This is a genomic window from Corynebacterium sp. KPL4035, assembly GCF_037908325.1.
Classification (GTDB): Bacteria; Actinomycetota; Actinomycetes; order Mycobacteriales; family Mycobacteriaceae; genus Corynebacterium; species Corynebacterium kefirresidentii.
Window position 1 is genome coordinate 307824 of sequence record NZ_JBBMGF010000002.1, and the last position, 17275, is coordinate 325098.

The 17275-nt window shown below is 60.7% G+C and carries 17 protein-coding genes; 10 read left to right on the top strand and 7 right to left on the bottom strand.

What is annotated here, in order from left to right; genetic code table 11:
• Positions 1–3 precede the first annotated feature (3 nt).
• Together WMP96_RS03325 and WMP96_RS03330 are read right to left on the bottom strand one after the other, a co-directional pair.
• Complete coding sequence (locus WMP96_RS03325; protein ID WP_340432154.1) at positions 4–1083, bottom strand: alpha/beta hydrolase; 1080 nt, start codon at positions 1081–1083, stop codon at positions 4–6.
• Between the two features lie 51 nt (positions 1084–1134).
• Entirely contained in the window at positions 1135–2511 is a 1377-nt protein-coding gene (locus WMP96_RS03330; protein ID WP_023020446.1) for an alpha/beta hydrolase, read from the bottom strand.
• Positions 2512–3034: 523 nt separating this feature from the next.
• Here WMP96_RS03330 and lpdA point away from each other — a divergent pair.
• Positions 3035–4447, top strand: a complete 1413-nt coding sequence (lpdA, locus tag WMP96_RS03335) for a dihydrolipoyl dehydrogenase (protein ID WP_023027802.1) — start codon at positions 3035–3037, stop codon at positions 4445–4447.
• Between the two features lie 135 nt (positions 4448–4582).
• On the opposite strand, the gene ramB is transcribed toward lpdA, so the two are convergent.
• Positions 4583–5992 (bottom strand): acetate metabolism transcriptional regulator RamB, encoded by a 1410-nt coding sequence (gene ramB, locus WMP96_RS03340; RefSeq protein WP_340432155.1) that lies wholly within the window; start codon positions 5990–5992, stop codon positions 4583–4585.
• Between the two features lie 369 nt (positions 5993–6361).
• Between ramB and WMP96_RS03345 the strand changes: the two genes are divergently transcribed.
• The 8 genes from WMP96_RS03345 (at position 6362) to WMP96_RS03380 (ending at position 13187) form a co-directional block, all read left to right on the top strand.
• On the top strand, positions 6362–7117 hold the full coding sequence (locus tag WMP96_RS03345; RefSeq protein WP_284835610.1) for a succinate dehydrogenase cytochrome b subunit: 756 nt from the start codon (positions 6362–6364) through the stop codon (positions 7115–7117).
• A 15-nt stretch (positions 7118–7132) separates the two neighbouring features.
• A complete protein-coding gene (locus WMP96_RS03350) occupies positions 7133–9148 on the top strand; it encodes a fumarate reductase/succinate dehydrogenase flavoprotein subunit (RefSeq protein WP_200288333.1) in 2016 nt (671 codons plus the stop codon).
• Positions 9148–9897 carry a succinate dehydrogenase/fumarate reductase iron-sulfur subunit gene (locus WMP96_RS03355; RefSeq protein ID WP_023020452.1) on the top strand — a complete coding sequence of 250 codons (750 nt, stop codon included), beginning with the start codon at positions 9148–9150 and terminating at the stop codon, positions 9895–9897. Before WMP96_RS03350 ends, WMP96_RS03355 begins: the two co-directional genes overlap by 1 nt.
• A 56-nt stretch (positions 9898–9953) precedes the next feature.
• Positions 9954–10328: a hypothetical protein gene (locus tag WMP96_RS03360; protein WP_023020453.1), complete on the top strand. Its 375-nt coding sequence runs from the start codon at positions 9954–9956 to the stop codon at positions 10326–10328.
• A gap of 250 nt (positions 10329–10578) precedes the next feature.
• A complete protein-coding gene (locus WMP96_RS03365; protein WP_340432156.1) occupies positions 10579–11931 on the top strand; it encodes a DUF445 domain-containing protein in 1353 nt (450 codons plus the stop codon).
• A gap of 19 nt (positions 11932–11950) precedes the next feature.
• Positions 11951–12388 (top strand): CGLAU_01105 family protein, encoded by a 438-nt coding sequence (locus WMP96_RS03370; protein WP_316327937.1) that lies wholly within the window; start codon positions 11951–11953, stop codon positions 12386–12388.
• A gap of 5 nt (positions 12389–12393) precedes the next feature.
• Positions 12394–12684, top strand: coding sequence for a DUF2516 family protein (locus tag WMP96_RS03375; protein ID WP_308767051.1), 291 nt, complete (start codon positions 12394–12396; stop codon positions 12682–12684).
• A complete protein-coding gene (locus tag WMP96_RS03380) occupies positions 12684–13187 on the top strand; it encodes a hypothetical protein (RefSeq protein ID WP_023020457.1) in 504 nt (167 codons plus the stop codon). The genes WMP96_RS03375 and WMP96_RS03380 overlap by 1 nt, the downstream gene beginning before the upstream one ends.
• Here WMP96_RS03380 and WMP96_RS03385 read toward each other — a convergent pair.
• The 3 genes from WMP96_RS03385 to WMP96_RS03395 all read right to left on the bottom strand — a co-directional run bounded on the left by WMP96_RS03385 (position 13184) and on the right by WMP96_RS03395 (position 15469).
• Positions 13184–14035, bottom strand: coding sequence for an LmeA family phospholipid-binding protein (locus tag WMP96_RS03385; RefSeq protein WP_340432157.1), 852 nt, complete (start codon positions 14033–14035; stop codon positions 13184–13186). The genes WMP96_RS03380 and WMP96_RS03385 overlap by 4 nt on opposite strands.
• 109 nt (positions 14036–14144) lie before the next feature.
• Entirely contained in the window at positions 14145–14957 is an 813-nt protein-coding gene (locus tag WMP96_RS03390; RefSeq protein WP_308767053.1) for a class I SAM-dependent methyltransferase, read from the bottom strand.
• Between the two features lie 20 nt (positions 14958–14977).
• Positions 14978–15469: a DUF2505 domain-containing protein gene (locus tag WMP96_RS03395; RefSeq protein WP_005327201.1), complete on the bottom strand. Its 492-nt coding sequence runs from the start codon at positions 15467–15469 to the stop codon at positions 14978–14980.
• Positions 15470–15493: 24 nt separating this feature from the next.
• On the opposite strand from WMP96_RS03395, the gene WMP96_RS03400 reads away from it, so the two are divergent.
• Positions 15494–16600 (top strand): UDP-N-acetylmuramate dehydrogenase, encoded by a 1107-nt coding sequence (locus WMP96_RS03400; protein WP_340432158.1) that lies wholly within the window; start codon positions 15494–15496, stop codon positions 16598–16600.
• A gap of 143 nt (positions 16601–16743) precedes the next feature.
• On the opposite strand, the gene WMP96_RS03405 is transcribed toward WMP96_RS03400, so the two are convergent.
• Complete coding sequence (locus tag WMP96_RS03405) at positions 16744–17220, bottom strand: S-ribosylhomocysteine lyase (RefSeq protein WP_340432159.1); 477 nt, start codon at positions 17218–17220, stop codon at positions 16744–16746.
• Positions 17221–17275 lie beyond the last annotated feature (55 nt).

Genomic DNA, 17275 nt, shown 5'->3' on the forward strand with positions numbered 1-17275 from the left:
AGCTTATTTATTGAAAGCGCGCTCGAAGACCGGCCAAGAATCCTTGAGGTCCGCAATCCAGTGCGGCCAGGAGTGGGTGCCGGTATTGCGGAAGTTGTAGGTTGCCGGGATACCAGCCTGGTCCAGCTTGGCCTTGAAGTTGTGGGTGCAGTAGTTCACGCCAGCCTCGATGGCGCCGCCTTCCACCTGCAGCTTAGCGGAGCCCAAAGCAGCGGCGGCAGGGTTGTAGCCCTTAGCCACGTTATAGGAGAAGGTATCCTCCTTGCCGGCCAGACCGGAACCGGAGGAGATGTACAGATCCGTGCCACGCAGCTTCTCGTGGTTCATCATCGCATCGTTATAGCGGTTGGTGGCGGAGCCGAAGGGGCCCCACATCTGCTCTGCGGAAGCGCCACCGCGGTTAACGGTGAGCTCAACGGCCTTGTGCTCTACCGGGTAGGCGGTAGCCGCACAGCCGGCGTAGGAACCAACGGCGTCATAGAAGCCTTGGTTGTGCTCTGCCAGCAGCAGGGAGGAGGTAGCGGACATGGACATACCCGCGATGGCGCGGTGGCTATCGGCCTTGATGTGTCCCTCGATAGCGCCCGGCAGTTCCTTGGTGAGGAAGGTTTCCCACTTCTGTGGGCCCTTAAGATACTGGGAGTTCGGGTCGGATACCCAGTCGGTGTAGTAGGAGAAGGCGCCAGCCTGCGGGATAACCACGTTGACATTCTTGGAGTGGTAGAAATCCACGGCATCGGAAAGCTTCAGCCAGTCCATGTCCTGCTCCGCGCCGCCTGCGCCATTGAGCAGGTAGATGGTCGGGCGGTTCTCATCCGTCGCGCGAATGACAGCCAGCGGAATCTTGCGGCCGTTCATGGCCGGGGAGGTGGCCTGCAGCTTATCGACGCGCGGATCGTCCTTGTACTTCTGGTACCAGGTCTGCTGCTCCAATTCCGGGGTGACCTCCAGTGGGGCCAGGGTGGACTGGGCGGCGTTGCCTGCTACCTGCTGCGGGGTGAGCTGTGCGGCGCCCGCCATCGGGGCGCTAGCCAAGCCTGCGCACACTGCGGTGGCGGCCAGGATGGAGCTAAGACGCTTCATTGTGCTTCTTTCCTGTAGTTAATGAACTCGTTGATTATACTTCTGCGCTACTTATTCCGCAGCGCCGGCAGCCTCTGGAGCTTCGGCTTCCTTGCCCTCGACGAAGTCCTTATCAGGGGACTGGTCAGCGGCACTCGGGGCGTCCTTGATCTGCGCATTTTCCTGAGCCTGCGGCGCATCGATGGAAAGCTCGTTGGGCTTTACTTCCGGCTCGGCCGGAGCTTCTGCGGCGTCCTTGTTAAAGCCACGCTCGAAGGTCTTCCACGAGGAGAAGATGTCATCGCGCCAGCCCGGCCAGGAGTGGGTGCCGGTATTGCGGAAGTTCCAATCCGCCTTCATGCCCTGGGAATCCATCTTGGCCTTGAGATCGTGGGTGCAGGAGCTCATAGCAGCCTCGATGACGCCGCCCTCCACGATGAGGGTGGACGATCCCTTAGCGCCCCAGTCATTGGCACCGCCCAAACCGCTATTCACGGAGACGTAGGTCTCGGATGGGCCCAAATTCTTCGGGGTGGCATTGACCAATGCGTCGTTGTACACGTTGTACTCACTGCCCATAGCGCCCCACATCTGATCGGCCGAGCCGCCGCCGCGGTTGACAGTCAGCTGGGTGTACAGGCGCGGCAGCGGGCGAGAGGTAGCCGCGCAGCCGGAGAAGGAGCCCACCGCGTTGTAGAAGCCCGGGTTGTGCTCCGCCAGCAGCAGGGAGGAGGTAGCGGCCATGGACATGCCAGCGATGCCGCGCTTGCCATTGCCTCCGATATGATCCTCTAGAGCGCCTGGCAGCTCCTTGGTCAGGAAGGTCTCCCACTTCTGTGGGCCCTTGAGGTAGCCGGCATCCGGCGTAGAAACCCAGTCAGTGTAGTAGGAGAAGGCACCGGCCTGTGGGATGACCACATTGACGTCCTTGGACGTGTAGAAATCCACCATGTCCTGCACGCCCTCTTGCTCTGGGTTGACGTCGCGCTTCGCGGTGGCGGTGATCCAGTCCATGCCCTGCTCAGCGCCGCCCGCGCCGTTGAGTAGGTACAGGGTGGGGCGCTTCTTTTCAAAGTTGCCGTCTGGGGAGATGACCGCAAGCGGGACCTCGCGGCCACCCATGGCGGCGGAGGTAGCCGTCATGACCTTGACGTGGTTGCCGTAGTGGTTGCCCTGGGCGCTCTTGTGGCCGAAGGCATAACCCTTCCACTTGTCCTTGTCCTTTAGTCCGGCAATATCTACCACGCGGTTTTCGCCCTCGGTGGTGATGGCGTAGTTGATATTTTCCGGATCTGCCGAGTCAGTGAGGTTTACCTCGCGGATGGTGGATGGGGTGGCGTCCCCCTGAATCTTGGCCGGCTCGACGGCGGAGGCGATAGGGGCGGAGAGGACTCCTGCCGCGATGGCGATGCCTGCGACGCTGGAGCCGATAGAGCGCAAAGTATGCATATTTTTAGCTTCCTCGAGTTAAGAGAATTTCCTCAGTAGGTATCGTTCCGCATAGCGGGAGTGTTAGCAAGACTCTATGCCTTAATAGCCCTTTTAATGTAGCAAAACCTGTGACGCATGTGGTTTGTGTGTCATAATTCTGAACGCAGCGCGTATGTAACGGCGGCGCTACAATTCCCGTTAGTTCTAAACGTGTGAATAGTGCGGTCCCATCCGCGGGCCCATCCCTCGCTCTAGGCAAAAACAGAAAGAAGAAAAATGAACGTTTTCGATTCCATCCTCGTATCCATCAACGAAGTTCTGGGCCAGTTCCTGCACATGGGCTCCTCCATGTCCTCCAACGCTGCCCTGGCTCTCGGCCTGTTCTAAAACACCGAGCCCATAGCCCTGCACGGCGTCGCGCGCTTGCCGACGCCACCGTGCAGGGCCTTTGTGCGTTTTACCCCCGAAGCGTGGGGTACACGGGCAAAAGAGTGTGACCCAATGCGCGACATGGAGGGGAAAGTTACGTATCCTGTAGGGCGTGACTAATGAACATTATGACGTAGTAGTACTCGGCGCGGGCCCTGGCGGCTACGTGGCCGCCATCCGTGCAGCTCAGCTTGGTAAGAAAGTTGCCGTAATCGAGAAGCAGTACTGGGGTGGTGTCTGCCTCAACGTAGGCTGCATCCCTTCCAAGGCACTGCTGAAGAACGCTGAGGTTGCCCACACCTTCAACCATGAAGCAAAGGACTTCGGCATCTCCGGCGATGTTTCCTTCGACTTCGGTGTAGCCCACAAGCGTTCCCGCAAGGTTTCCGCGGGCATCGTCAAGGGCGTTCATTACCTGATGAAGAAGAACAAGATCACCGAGATCAACGGCCTTGGCTCCTTCAAAGATGAGAAGACTATTGAAATCACTGACGGCGATGACAAGGGCAAGACCGTCACCTTCGATGACTGCATCATCGCTACCGGCTCCGTGGTCAAGTCCCTGCCGGGCGTAGAGCTCGGCGGCAACATCGTGTCCTACGAGGAGCAGATCCTCAACGATGAGGCCCCGAAGTCCATGGTTATCGTCGGCGCTGGCGCCATCGGCATGGAATTTGCTTATGTTCTGTCCAACTACGGCGTGGACGTCACCATCGTGGAGTTCATGGACCGCGTGCTGCCGAACGAGGACAAGGACGTCTCCAAGGCCATTGCTAAGGAGTACAAGAAGCTTGGCGTAAAGCTCCTGACCGGCTACAAGACCACCTCCGTGAAGGACAACGGCGATAATGTCACCGTTGAGGTCGAGTCCAAGGATGGCTCCAAGCAGGACACCCTCACCGTGGACCGCGCCATGATTTCCATCGGCTTCGCCCCCCGTACCGAGGGCTTCGGCCTGGAGAACACCGGCGTTGAGCTCACCGAGCGTGGCGCCATTGCCATCGATGACACCATGCGCACCAACGTGGACCACATCTACGCCATCGGTGACGTCACCGCGAAGCTGCAGCTGGCACACGTTGCTGAGGCACAGGGCGTTGTCGCCGCAGAGACCATCGCCGGCGTGGAGACCCAGCTTCTGGGTGACTACATGAACATGCCGCGCGCTACCTTCTGCAACCCGCAGGTCGCTTCCTTCGGCTACACCGAAGAGGCTGCCAAGGAGAAGTTCGCGGACCGCGATATCAAGGTCGCTACCTTCCCATTCTCCGCCAACGGCAAGGCTGCCGGTCTCAACGAGACCGCGGGCTTTGTCAAGCTCATTGCGGATGGCGAGTATGGCGAGCTCATCGGCGGCCACATGGTGGGCTCCAATGTCTCCGAGCTGCTGCCGGAGCTGACCTTGGCGCAGCGCTTCGACCTCACCGCTGAGGAAATCGGCCGCAACGTTCACACCCACCCGACCCTCTCTGAGGCCATGAAGGAAGCTGCCGAGGGCATCGGCGGCCACATGATTAACCTCTAAGCAGGGGCGCTTGGCGACGTCGCCTTGAGCGCAACACCCACGGCACCGCGCCGTCCCCCGCCCACCGGGCAAAGGGACCGCGGTGCCGTTTTGTATGTCTACGCCCCCGAAAAGGCTCGTCGTGGTGATGTGTAACTAGTACGGTGCCACCGCTGAGCGGTGGGCATCGATGCTGATGACCTCGTTAATGGGTGGGAAGGCGCGCTGCGCACAATTCTCGCGCGGGCAGGTGCGGCAACCGGAGCCGATAGGGGTAGCAGAAGAGAGATCTTTGAGGTCGAGACCTTCTGCGTAGACGGTGCGGTCGGCGTGGCGAGCCTCGCAGCCCAGGCCAATGGCGAAAAGCTTATTGGTATCGCCAAAGCGGCCTTGATGGTGCTGTACCGCGCGGGAGATCCACAGGTAATTGCGGCCATCGGGCATCTGGGCCAACTGACGGGAAATAATGCCCGGCTGGGTGAAGGTCTCGTAGACATTCCACAGCGGGCAGGTGCCGCCATTATTGGAAAAGTGCACGCCGGTGGCAGATTGTCGCTTGGACATGTTTCCGGCGCGGTCGACGCGGACGAAGGTAAAAGGAATGCCGCGCAGGTTATCGCGCTGCAGGGTGGACAGCCGAGAGGCGACGGATTCATAGCCCACTCCGAAGACCTGGCAGAGGTATTCCACGTCGTAGCCGGAGCGTTCAGCCTCAGAATGTAGCAGGGTATAGGGCATCACGGTGGCGGCGGCGAAGTAGCTGGCCAATCCGCGTTGCGCTAGGTTACGCGAGGCATCCGAGGTAAACGGCTCATTTTTTACCAAAGATACGATCTCCTCGCCAGCCTCGAGGAAGCTCAGCTCCGCGGCCATGCGGAAGGCGCGTTGCCCTTCGCTTAAGCGCGAGGCGAGCCGAAATTCGCCGGTCTCGCGGTCGAAGCTGTGCAGCGTGCCATCCATCTGTGAGGTGATGTGAATGTCTACGTTGTGGAGATCGCGCAGGCGCTGGGCTAGGGCATGTTCGGTGTCGCGGATGCCGAATTGGGTGACCGAGAGGGCGTCGGCAAGCTGCTCCGCATGGTGGTCCAGGCCGTCCAAGTAGTTCTGGCGGGCATAGAAGAAATCGCGCACCTCATCGTGCGGCATGGACAGTGCCTGGGTGGCCTCGGTGGTGCGGCGGGTATCGGTGGCGAGTGAGAGCTTATCGCGCACATTGCGGTAGCGGCGGTGGACATCCACCAGCGTGCGGGCGACGGTGGGGTGGTTATAGACCAGCTCGGAGAGCTCCTGCAGCTCGACGGGGGAGGGGCACAGCTCCTTGTCCTGGATGACGTCCTGGATCTCCGCGAGGAGGCGCGAGTCATCGTCGCGGGAGAAGAAGGTGGCGTCAACTCCGAAGACTTCGGTGATGCGAAGGAGGACCGGAACGGTAAGTGGCCGAACGTCGTGCTCGATCTGGTTGACGTAGCTGGCCGAAAGGCCCAGCGTGGCGGCTAAGGAAGCCTGGCTGAGATCGCGCTCACGGCGAAGTTGGCGAAGGCGGGATCCCACATACGTCTTACTCATGCCGGAAAGGTTACTGGGTGGCCTGCGCGTGTGCACCTTAATCGCAAAGATCTTGTGAAGAATATTCACCCTCCTGTGGGGGATATGTGGGTTTCATGCGAAAGTTTGACACATAAAGGGGTAAGGGGATCACTCCCGTAACACTGGGTGACCAAGTTCACAACTGGAGGAAGATTTACGCAACGTCAATATTGCGAAATTGCGAGCAGCCAAGGTAGTGACGTTTTGAATCCGGCCACCTAAGGCAACCCTTACCTAAAAGAATTCTGAGTTTAACCGTACCGCCGTACCGTTAGATGAAACGCCGCCGGAATTGACTGGTAACCAGCGGTTAAGCCCAGTTAAGGTGAGGACGACAATGGAGGTGTCATGACTTTAAGAAATCCCGACCGTGAGGCAGTAGCTCACGGCCACATTACTAACGAACCAATCCGCCAGAAGCCGGGAGTGCCCTCCTGGGTTCTGAAGCTCATCATGGCCGTCACCGGCCTGCTATTTGCACTTTTCGTCGTCGGCCACATGGCCGGCAACCTGAAGCTGTACTTGCCGGCTGAGGATGGCGACGAGGCTCTTGATGAATATGGTGCATTCCTGCGCTCCATGGGCGAGCCACTGTTCCCGCATGAGGGTGCGTTGTGGATCATCCGAGCAGTCCTGCTGGTTGCCATCATCGCCCACATCTATGGCGCGTTTGCTCTCACCGCACGTTCCAAGGCGTCCCGCGGCAAGTTCCGCCGTAGCAACCTGATGGGCGGCCTTGATTCCTTCGCCACCAAGTCCATGCTGGTTACCGGCATCGTTTTGCTGCTGTTCATCATCTTCCACTTGCTGGACCTGACCTTGGGCGTACAGCCCATCGCCCCAGGTGACTTTGTGGAGGGTGCGGTGAAGGCCAATATGATCGCAACCTTTAGCCGCTGGCCGGTCACCATCGTGTATGTGATCGCCATGTGCTTCCTGTTCCTGCACCTCACCCACGGCATTCGCCTCGCCGCTTCTGACCTGGGTATTACCGGTGCGAAGTGGCGTCAGACCTTCCTGATCCTGGCGTACGTCATCCCGGCCGTTGTCTGCATCGGCAACATCGTTATGCCTTTGTCCGTTGCCCTGGGCTTGGTCAGCTAAAGGAGTTAGAAACCCATGACTAATACTGAACTCAAGCGCGAGCACCCCAAGTTCTCGCATCCGCAGTCCATCGTTCCGGGCGTATCTGCCGGCAACATTCTGGAATCCAATGAGCCGCACGGCGTGCCAATGAAGGATATGTGGTCCCACCAAAAGGACCACATGCAGTTGGTTTCCCCGCTGAACCGCCGCAAGTTTGAGGTCCTCGTGGTTGGTACCGGCCTGTCCGCCGGCGCCGCTGCGGCCGCACTGGGCGAGCTGGGCTACAAGGTAAAGGTATTTACCTACCACGACTCCCCGCGCCGCGCGCACTCCATCGCCGCGCAGGGTGGTGTCAACGCTTCCCGTGCCAAGAAGGTGGACAATGACTCCGCCTACCGCCACACCAAGGACACCGTCAAGGGTGGCGACTACCGCTGCCGCGAGTCCGACTGCTGGCGCTTGGCCAACGAATCCGTTCGCGTTATTGACCACATGAATGCCATCGGTGCACCATTCGCTCGCGAATACGGCGGCACCCTGGCTACCCGTTCCTTCGGTGGTGTGCAGGTCTCCCGTACCTACTACACCCGTGGCCAAACAGGCCAGCAGCTGCAGCTGTCCACCACCTCGGCGCTCTACCGCCAGATTGGCCTGGGCAACGTGGAGCTCTTCGCTCACAACGACCTGCAGGACATCATCGTCTACAACGACAATGGCAAGAAGCGCGCTGGCGGCATCGTTACCCGCAACCTGATCACCGGTGAGCTCAAGGCCTTCACCGGCCACGCAGTCGTGCTGGGTACCGGCGGCTACGGCAACGTCTACCACATGTCCACCCTGGCTAAGAACTCCAACGCCAGCGCCATGATGCGTGCGTACGACAGCGGTGCTTACCTGGCTTCCCCAGCCTTCGTGCAGTTCCACCCGACGGGCCTACCGGTCAACTCCGATTGGCAGTCCAAGACCATCCTGATGTCGGAGTCCCTGCGTAACGACGGCCGCATTTGGTCCCCGAAGAAGGAGGGCGACGACCGCGACCCGAATACCATTCCGGAGGAAGAGCGCGACTACTTCCTGGAGCGCCGCTACCCGGCATTCGGCAACCTGGTTCCGCGTGACGTTGCTTCCCGCGCCATCTCCCAGCAGATTAACGCTGGCTTGGGCGTTGGCCCGCTGCACAACTCGGTGTACCTGGACTTCCGCGACGCCATCGAGCGCCTGGGCAAGGACAAGATCCGCGAGCGCTACTCCAACCTCATCGAGATGTACGAAGAGGCCATTGGCGAGTCCGCCTACGAGACTCCGATGCGCATCGCTCCGACCTGCCACTTTACGATGGGTGGCCTGTGGACCGACTTCAACGAGATGACCTCCATCGACGGCCTCTTTGCTGCCGGTGAGTGCTCCTGGACCTACCACGGTGCTAACCGCCTGGGTGCTAACTCCCTGCTTTCGGCTTCCGTTGACGGCTGGTTCACCTTGCCGTTTACCATCCCGAACTACTTGGCTGACCACCTCAATGAGGAGAAGCTGGCGGAGGATTCCCCAGAGGCACAGGCAACCCTGGCCCAGTCCCAAGAGCGCATCGACCGCCTCATGGGCGTGCGCGGCGAGAACCCGCACGGTCCTTCCTACTACCACCGCCAGCTAGGCGACATCCTGTACCACGGCTGCGGTGTGTCCCGTAACGTGGAAGACCTCAAGGAAGCCATCACCAAGATCCGTGAGCTGCGCGAGGACTTCTGGGCTAATGTCCGCATCCCGGGCGAGGCCAACGACATGAACCAGGTGCTGGAATACGGCCTGCGCGTTGCCGACTACCTGGACCTGGGCGAGCTCATGTGTGTTGACGCTCTGGACCGCGACGAGTCCTGTGGCGCCCACTTCCGCGAGGACCACCTCACCGAGGACGGCGAGGCAGAACGCGACGACGAGAACTGGTGCTTCGTTTCCGCCTGGGAGCCGGGCGCTAATAAGAACGAGTTCATCCGCCACGCTGAGCCGCTGTACTTTGATTCGATCCCGCTGATGACAAGGAACTACAAGTAATGAAACTGACACTTGAGATCTGGCGTCAAGCCGGACCGACCCAAGAAGGCCACTTCGAGACCGTCCAGGTGGACGATGCCTCTGAGCAGATGTCCATCCTGGAGCTGCTGGACCACGTCAACGAGGGCTACATTGAGCGCGGCGAGGAGCCCTTCGCCTTCGCCTCTGACTGCCGTGAGGGCATTTGTGGTACCTGTGGTCTGACCGTCAACGGCCGTCCACACGGCCCTGGACAGAACACCCCGGCCTGCCAGCAGCGCCTGTTCAACTTCACCGAAGGACAGACCATCAAGCTGGAGCCATTCCGTTCCGCTGCCTACCCGGTTATCAAGGACATGATCGTCGACCGTGCGGCACTGGATCACGTGATGGAGCAGGGCGGCTACGTCTCCATGGATGCTGGTACCGCTCCGGATGCGGATACCCTGCACGTCAACCATGAGACTTCCGAGTACTCGCTGGACCACGCTGCCTGCATCGGCTGCGGCGCCTGCGTTGCTGCTTGCCCGAATGGTGCTGCACACCTGTTTACCGGTGCGAAGCTGGTGCACCTGTCCCTCATGCCGCTGGGTAAGGAAGAGCGTGGCCGCCGTGCCCGCAACATGGTCGATGACCTGGAAGCCAACTTCGGCCACTGCTCCCTCTACGGTGAGTGCGCTGATGTTTGCCCGGCCGGCGTTCCCCTGACCGCAGTATCCGCGGTTACCCGCGAACGTGCACGTGCTGCTTTCCGTGGCAAGGACGACTAAGCTAAGGTTATTCCGTAGGAATACAAGGAACGAGAGAAAGACAGAAAGACTCCGCCATGAGCGATAACACCCACGCAGTCGCTGACTACACCAGCGAGACTTACCCGGAGTTCTCCGGAAAGATTCAGGACACCTACATTGAAGGCTACGACCCAGTTTCCTTCGGTGCTCCTCATTCTTCCCTCATTCGCACCTCCACCTGGGTGGGCATGGGTCTGATCCTGTCTTGCCTCCCGGCTGCCGGAATCCTCATCTGGGGCCTCGGCGTGTGGGATACCCCGCTGGGCACCGCCGGCGAGGGTGACTACACCCTGACCACCATCATCGGCATCATCGCTCTAGCCGTTGTGGCTATCGCCGCCTTCAGCACCGTCCACTATGGCCGCCGCTACTACCGCAAGTACCGCAAGGAAACTGGCCGAGCTAACTAAGGCGCTTGCTGTACCAGGCAATGCCTAAGTTTCTGTACTGACTCGACGTCACCCCCGTCTCCACAGCATGCAATCCATGCAAGGAGGCGGGGGTTGCGTGATCTCTCAGTACCCAAGTGGCAATGTCAGATGGACCAGCCGGCGATTCAGGACATCATTGCAACGACGACTGCCACCGAGCATGTTCGTTGCTGGCACTAGTGTTAGAGAATGAAGCTCGAAAGCACCTTCACAACCCCAAGGAGAACTCATGACCCACCGCGCGGACGAAGGCCTCGAATCGGCAGCCGCATCGGCGTCGGCACCGGAGTTGGCATCGTCGGGTGCTGCTCCCGTGCCGCAGGCTGGTAACCAGGAGGCCCGGCGGGCGGACTTGCGGCGGTGGAAGGCGATTGCGCTGTCGTTCCTGATTGGTGCGGCGGTGATCTTTTTGGGATGTTCGTGGTGGCAGGCGTCGGAAAGCGGGGCACCTGTGTGGGTGGGCTACGTGCGTGCAGCGGCCGAAGCCGGCATGGTGGGTGGCCTTGCGGACTGGTTTGCGGTGACTGCGCTCTTTCGCCGACCCTTGGGACTGCCCATTCCCCACACCGCGCTGATTCCGAATAATAAGGACCGAGTGGGCGATGCCCTGAGTGACTTTGTGGAGGAAAACTTCCTCACCGCGGATGCGCTGAGCGCCAAGGTGCGCGAGGCGGAGCTGCCCTTGTGGCTGGCGCGCCAGGGGGTAAAGCCCGGCAAGGCGGAGGAGGTCTCCGCGTGGATTGGTGAGCGTGCGGCCAGCGTGGTGTCGGATTTGGATGCGGAAGAGGCGGAGCAGTTTATTCGCACCCAGGTCATGGACCGCCTAGCCGAGCCGGAATGGGGCCCGCCGCTGGGCAGGTTGCTGGAGGGCTATATTGCAGATGGCAAGGCACGCCCCTTGGAGGATGACCTCATCGACTGGGCACACGGCAAGATTCTCAGCATGGAGTCCACCGTGGTCACCGCCATCGATGAGCGCATGCCCGGCTGGGCGCCGCGCTTTGCCCGCGAGATGGTGGGGGAGAAGGTCTATACTGAGCTCGTAGAATTCGCCGATGAGGTCCGCCGCAATGGCAACCACGAGGCCCGCCTGGCCATTCGCCGCAACTTGTCCAAGCTTGCCTCCGATCTGCAGTGGGACGAGGACATGCGCGGGCGCATCGAGGGCATCAAGCAGGAGATGCTCGCCTCTGACCAAGCACAGCAGGCGCCAGCCGCCATGTGGCGTACGGTCTCCACCACGCTCATTGACCAGCTCAATGACTCGGAGTCCTTCCTGCGCCAAAAAATTACGGCCAAGGTCAAGGAGCTGGCGCACCGCCTGCTCGAGGACTCCGAATTTTTAGCCCAGGCCAATGCCCTGGTGGACAAGGCCGCGCGCTACGCCGTGGAGAAATTCGCCCCGGAAATCATTGCGATTATCCCCGAGACCATCAAGCGCTGGGATGCGGAGGAAGCCTCCCAAAATATCGAGCTCATGGTGGGCAAGGACCTGCAATTTATTCGTTTGAACGGCACCGTCGTCGGTTCCCTGGCAGGATTGGTGATATTCGCGGTCAATCACCTTATCTTTGGCGCTTAGAAAAAAGGAGTAATGAACAATGAGCGATAATAAGAAGATTTTTGATTCCCTGAAGGATGCTGGCAGCGCTGCCTTTGACGTAGCCAAGGACTTCGGCGGTCGCCTGCAGGAGGAGCGCGCCCAGCACGCTCATGGCGCCGAGGCCAAAAGCCCCTATGGCGCCTCCGGCAAGGAGGGCTTGGTGGATAAGGCCACTGCCACCGCGAAGGAGCTCGGTGCCACTGTGAAGAAGGCCGCCGATGGCACCCGTGAGTCCGCTGCTTTCGACGCCGCTAAGGGCAAGTTCTCCACCGCCTATAACGAGACCCGCGAGGGTGTCATGGATGCCTATAATTCCGCTCAGGCCCGCCGCGCGGAAAAGAAGAATGCGGCGCGCCCTGGCCAGGATTCGGCTCCTTCGCAGGGCGATAATATTATCGATGGCGAAGTAATCGAGACTGACGATCCACAGAATTAAACTACATGTATTTTCTTTATGATCTTGCCTTGCATCTAGACAGCTACCTCTTCCAGGTCCTCGCCCTGACCGCCATCATCGGCGCGATCCTCGCTGCCACCACGCGCGAGGATGCCTTCCGAGCCGGCGACCGTCAAGGTAAGTGGGTGTGGGTAGGCCTGCTGGCGGGCTCGGCGGTAGCGATGGCCACCGGCATGCCTTTCCTGTCTTGGATCGGCGCGGTCATTACCGGCGTGTACTGGTTTGATGTGCGCCCGCAGCTCAAGGCCATTATCAACGGCGACTACAGCTACTAATGCTTAATTTGCTTGACGCCCCGGCCGCGACGGTCAAGGAGCGCGCCGCCGATAACACCGTCCTTGTCTCCCCGCACCATGTTTCCCTTGCCGCAGGCGCAGGTGCGGCCGATATTATTTCTGTCGCGGGGTATCCTACCGGCCGCCACCACACTCTTATCAAGGCCTCCGAGGCGCGCCTGGCCATCCAATCGGGCGCCAGCGAGGTATGGGTCAGCCTCGATGAGACCTTAACGGATGCCAATGCTGTGCTCTCCGAGCTCATTGCCATCCGCGAGGCCTGCCCGGATCCGGCCCGCTTGGGCCTCATTGTGCCAGACGCCCCGCTTGCCGACGCCACCCTTAAAGCCGCCCATCAAGCCGGCTACCAGCGCCTCATTGTGCGCAGCCGCAAGGCCGCGGATTACGCGGAATCCGCGGCCGGTGAAGAAGGCAAGAAAAAAGGACCGGAGTTGGCCGCTGCCACACTTCCGGTCCTCGAGTTTCCCGCTCCCGCGGTTTAGGCGGCTTTCTCCTGCGCGTCCTGCTGCGGCGCGCCATTGCCCGTGGCGCCGCCCTGGCCCGCGGAGTCACCACCGCCGGCGAACTTATCCATGTCCTTCATCGGAACATCGGTGCCGGTGATGGTGAGCTTGAGCTCGCCATCGAGCACCTCTACGGAATCGACGTTCATGTCAGAACCCACGAACTGATCCGACATGCCATTTTGCAGGGCGGAGGAGATGGCTTCGGTGGCCTGATCCGGCAGCTCGAGGCCAAAGATGGAGGCCTCGGTGGCGCGGATATCGAGCTTGCCATCGTGGGCGGTGGGCTCTAGCGAGAGGTTGGCAAGGCCGCCGGCAAACTTCACGTCCAGCACGTGGTCTTGCTCATTGGCGGTGATCTCCGTAACCACCATATTGCCCACCTTCTCGCTGCCGGCCTGCTCGGAAATGCCCTTCTGGAAAGACGCCAGCAGGTAGTCATCCGGCACGGTGGTAGAAGCGCGCAGCTTGCCGGCCACCGGATTCTCCTGGTCGGTGCTCATATCTTCTACGTGGATCTCTGAGGCAGGTTGGCCCTTGATATCAGTGCCGTCGATTTGCAGGGTGGACGGCGTGGTCATATCCATCTGAGAAATGGAGCCCTTAAACAGCCCTACGAGCAGTGGGCTGCCGCCAAAGCTGACGGAGGGATCTTCTTTGACCTGGATACCTTCTTCTTCGGCAGCCTGGTTAAATTGCGAGGTCATCTGGTGACCAATGAACCAGCGCAGGCCGAATTCGGCCAAGAGGATGAGCACGAGTAGTGCTACGAGGATGCCAATGATGATTTTCCAGGCGAGTGAACCTGCCGATTTCTTCGAAGCCATGCGTACCAGTGTGGCGCATGAGACGGCGCGGAGCAAAGTTTGCGGGAGTTCTCGGGCACATTGCTAGGCACTTCACAGCTGCCCCAGCTGTCATCACCGCGCGGCGCGGTTAGTCCCGTGGCGCGACGGACTCCCAGTCCACGGTCAGCACATTATCGCGCAGGCGCCGGCGGATGGGGTGGATAGTAAAGGGGGCGTCGGCAAGCGCGGCTCGTGCCATGCGCCAACGCACGCGCGGGCCGTAGGGCGCCCACCCCGCCGCGTGGTCCCAGGCCTCGTCGGCGGCCTTAAGCAGCTCGTGGATGGGCTCGCCGGGAACGTTGCGGTGAATGAGGATTTTGGGCAGGCGCTCGGCGATGTCTGAGGGCCGCGCCACATCGAACGGGTCCCACGCCAGGGTGAGAGTCCGTGGGCCGTGGGCATCCAGCAGCAACCAGGCCGCGCGCCGGCCCAGCTCATCGCAGGTGCCTTCCACAAAGAAGCCACCGGGGGCAAGCCGAGAACACACCGTCTGCCAGGCCTCCTGGACCTGGTCCACGTCGTATTGGCGTAGCACATTGAATGCGCGCACCAGCTGTGGCCGGTAGCCGGCCAGTTCAAAGCCGCCAAGCTCGAAGCGCACGCCGTCGCGCGGTGGCAGGACCCGGTCCGGGTGGATTTCGAGCCCGCGGACGTCTACCTGCGGATTCGCCCGGCGCAGCCACCCTGCCCATTCCACGGTGGTGGCGTGCGAGGCCCCGTAGCCTACGTCGAGCGCGAGCGGCTTTTCCACGTGCCGCAGCAGCGTGGAAATCTCCGGGTGCGCGAGCATCCATCTATCGCAGCGGCGCAGGCGATTGTGATTGGTGGTGCCGCGGGTAATAACGCCAAAAGGCCGACCCGCAGCTGCGCTAGCGCGCAGATTATGTGCGTGGTCGGCCATAAATTTCGGTGCTGTAGAACTTAGGCGTTCTCAGAAATCCACTGCTCGGTGAGCTTTCCTTCGTTATCGAAGAGCTCAGCCAGGGATTCGCCCACCTTCGGCTCGATGGCGGCGCCCATCATCGGGATATTTACGGAAATCTCGTTGACATAGGACAGCTTGGTCATCTCGCCCTCGCCAGCCAGGGAGATATCGCCCTTGAAGTCCACCGGGGTGCCCTTGACATCTGCGGTGTAGTTAACATCAGCGGCTTCACCGTTGAGCTCGCCTACGGTGACCACGCGCTTGACCTTGAGGTCCTGGGAAACCATGGCGCGCACTGCCTCTGGCAGCAGGGTGGTCGGCAGAACCTCGAAAAGGGTAGCAACGTTATCGCTGAAGTCATGCACCTGACCCGCCTCAGGGGAGAGGTTGGCCACGATGTACTCCCAGTATTCCTTGGTGAGCAGCGCCTTGTGCACCTTTTCGATGGGCTGATTGATGGTTACGGTGTTTTCACTACGGGTTGACATGCTTAACAGACTACCTTGGTAGGCGTGCTTGATAAATCTTTGACGCAACAGCTCACAGCGATCGACGGCGTGGAACTGGACTCCACCACCACCTTCGCGGATCTGACTACGCTGCGTGTGGGTGGAAAACCGCAGGCCGCACTGCGCTGCTCGCAGCCGGATGCCGCAGTGTCCGTTGTCCGCGCCCTGGATCGCGCTGCGGTGAAGTTCATAGTCGTTGGCGGCGGCTCCAACCTCTTGGTGGCCGATGGCTCCGTGGATGTCGTCGCCGTCATCCTCGACTCTGATGAGGTGTCCATGGACCCCGAATCCGGTCTGGTGCACGCGCAGGCGGGTGCCAACTGGGATGATGTGGTGGCTCGCTCCGTTCAGCTTGGCCTGGGTGGCATCGAGTGCCTGTCCGGCATCCCCGGCACGGTGGGCGCGGTTCCGGTGCAAAACGTGGGTGCTTATGGCGCGGAAATCTCCGAGGTGCTTACCCGCGTGCGCCTTTATAATCGCCGCACCGATACCGATGAGTGGGTCCCTGCCTCCGATCTGGAGCTGGCCTATCGCTATTCCAACCTGAAATTCACCGGCCGCGCCGTCGTGCTCGAGGTAGAACTCCAACTCAACAACGATGGCCTATCCCGCCCGTTGCGCTTTGGCCAACTTACTCAGAACCCGGGCGAGCGCCGCCCCGTGGCCGAGGTCCGCGAGGAGGTCTTAAAGCTGCGCCGCGGCAAGGGCATGGTGCTCGACCCCACCGATCATGACACCTGGTCTGCCGGCTCCTTCTTCACCAACCCGGTGGTGGACTCCGCTCTTGCTGACGCCGTGCAGGCCAAGGTTCGTGCCTCGCTTGGCGACGCCACCGCAGACTCCATGCCTCGCCACCCCTCCTCCGAGGCCGACCGGGAAAAGCTTTCCGCGGCCTGGCTCATCGATCGCGCCGGGTTTGCCAAGGGCTACCCAGGCTCTGGCCGGGCTACGCTTTCGACAAAGCACACGCTGGCGCTTACCAACCGCGGCGAGGCTACGGCCGCCGATATCGTGGACCTTGCCCGCACCATCCGCGATGGCGTCCGCGATGCTTTCGGCGTGGAGCTCGTGCCCGAACCCGTCTGGATTGGCCTCGCCCTCGACGAGTAGCGCGAGGTTGTCCCTTCACACCGGGGCCTAAAACCTATAAAGCGGCCACGATAGCACCCTAAACCACACGGTTTTCGGGTCTATCGTGGCCGCTTTGCGGGCGTGGCGCCTGTCGCGTTTGTCGCGCCGCGAAGGTTTCTGGATTAGACCGCCATGACCTGAAGCCACTCATCCTTAGCACCCAAGAATGCGCGGGCCGCCTCCTGCGCACCCTCCAGGCTGTGGTGCGCACCCCAACCGCACTGCTCTTCGTTGGCCGCGGGTACCTCGGTGGCGTTAAGAATATCGTTGAGCGCGCCTTCTACCGCGCGCAGCAGCTCGTCTTGTTCCATGCCATTAGTGATGGCGTAGGAGCCGGTACGGCAGCCCATTGGGGCAAAACCGATGAGCTTATCGGTGTAATTGCGCATGAAGTTGGCCATCATGTGCTCTACCGAATGCAGCGCCTTGGTATCAAGGTGATCCTGATTAGGCTGGCAGAAGCGCAAGTCGTACTTAATGATTTCGACGCCGCCACCCAAATCCGTGCGGTCGGCCACGCGAATATACGGTGCGCTGACGAGGCGGTGGTCGAGTTCGAAGGACTTCACGTTGAGCTTCTTATCATTCTGTTCAGTCATGCTTCTCCAGTGTAATCACAGCTGAGTGTCACTTCCTGAAATAGATTCTTTACCG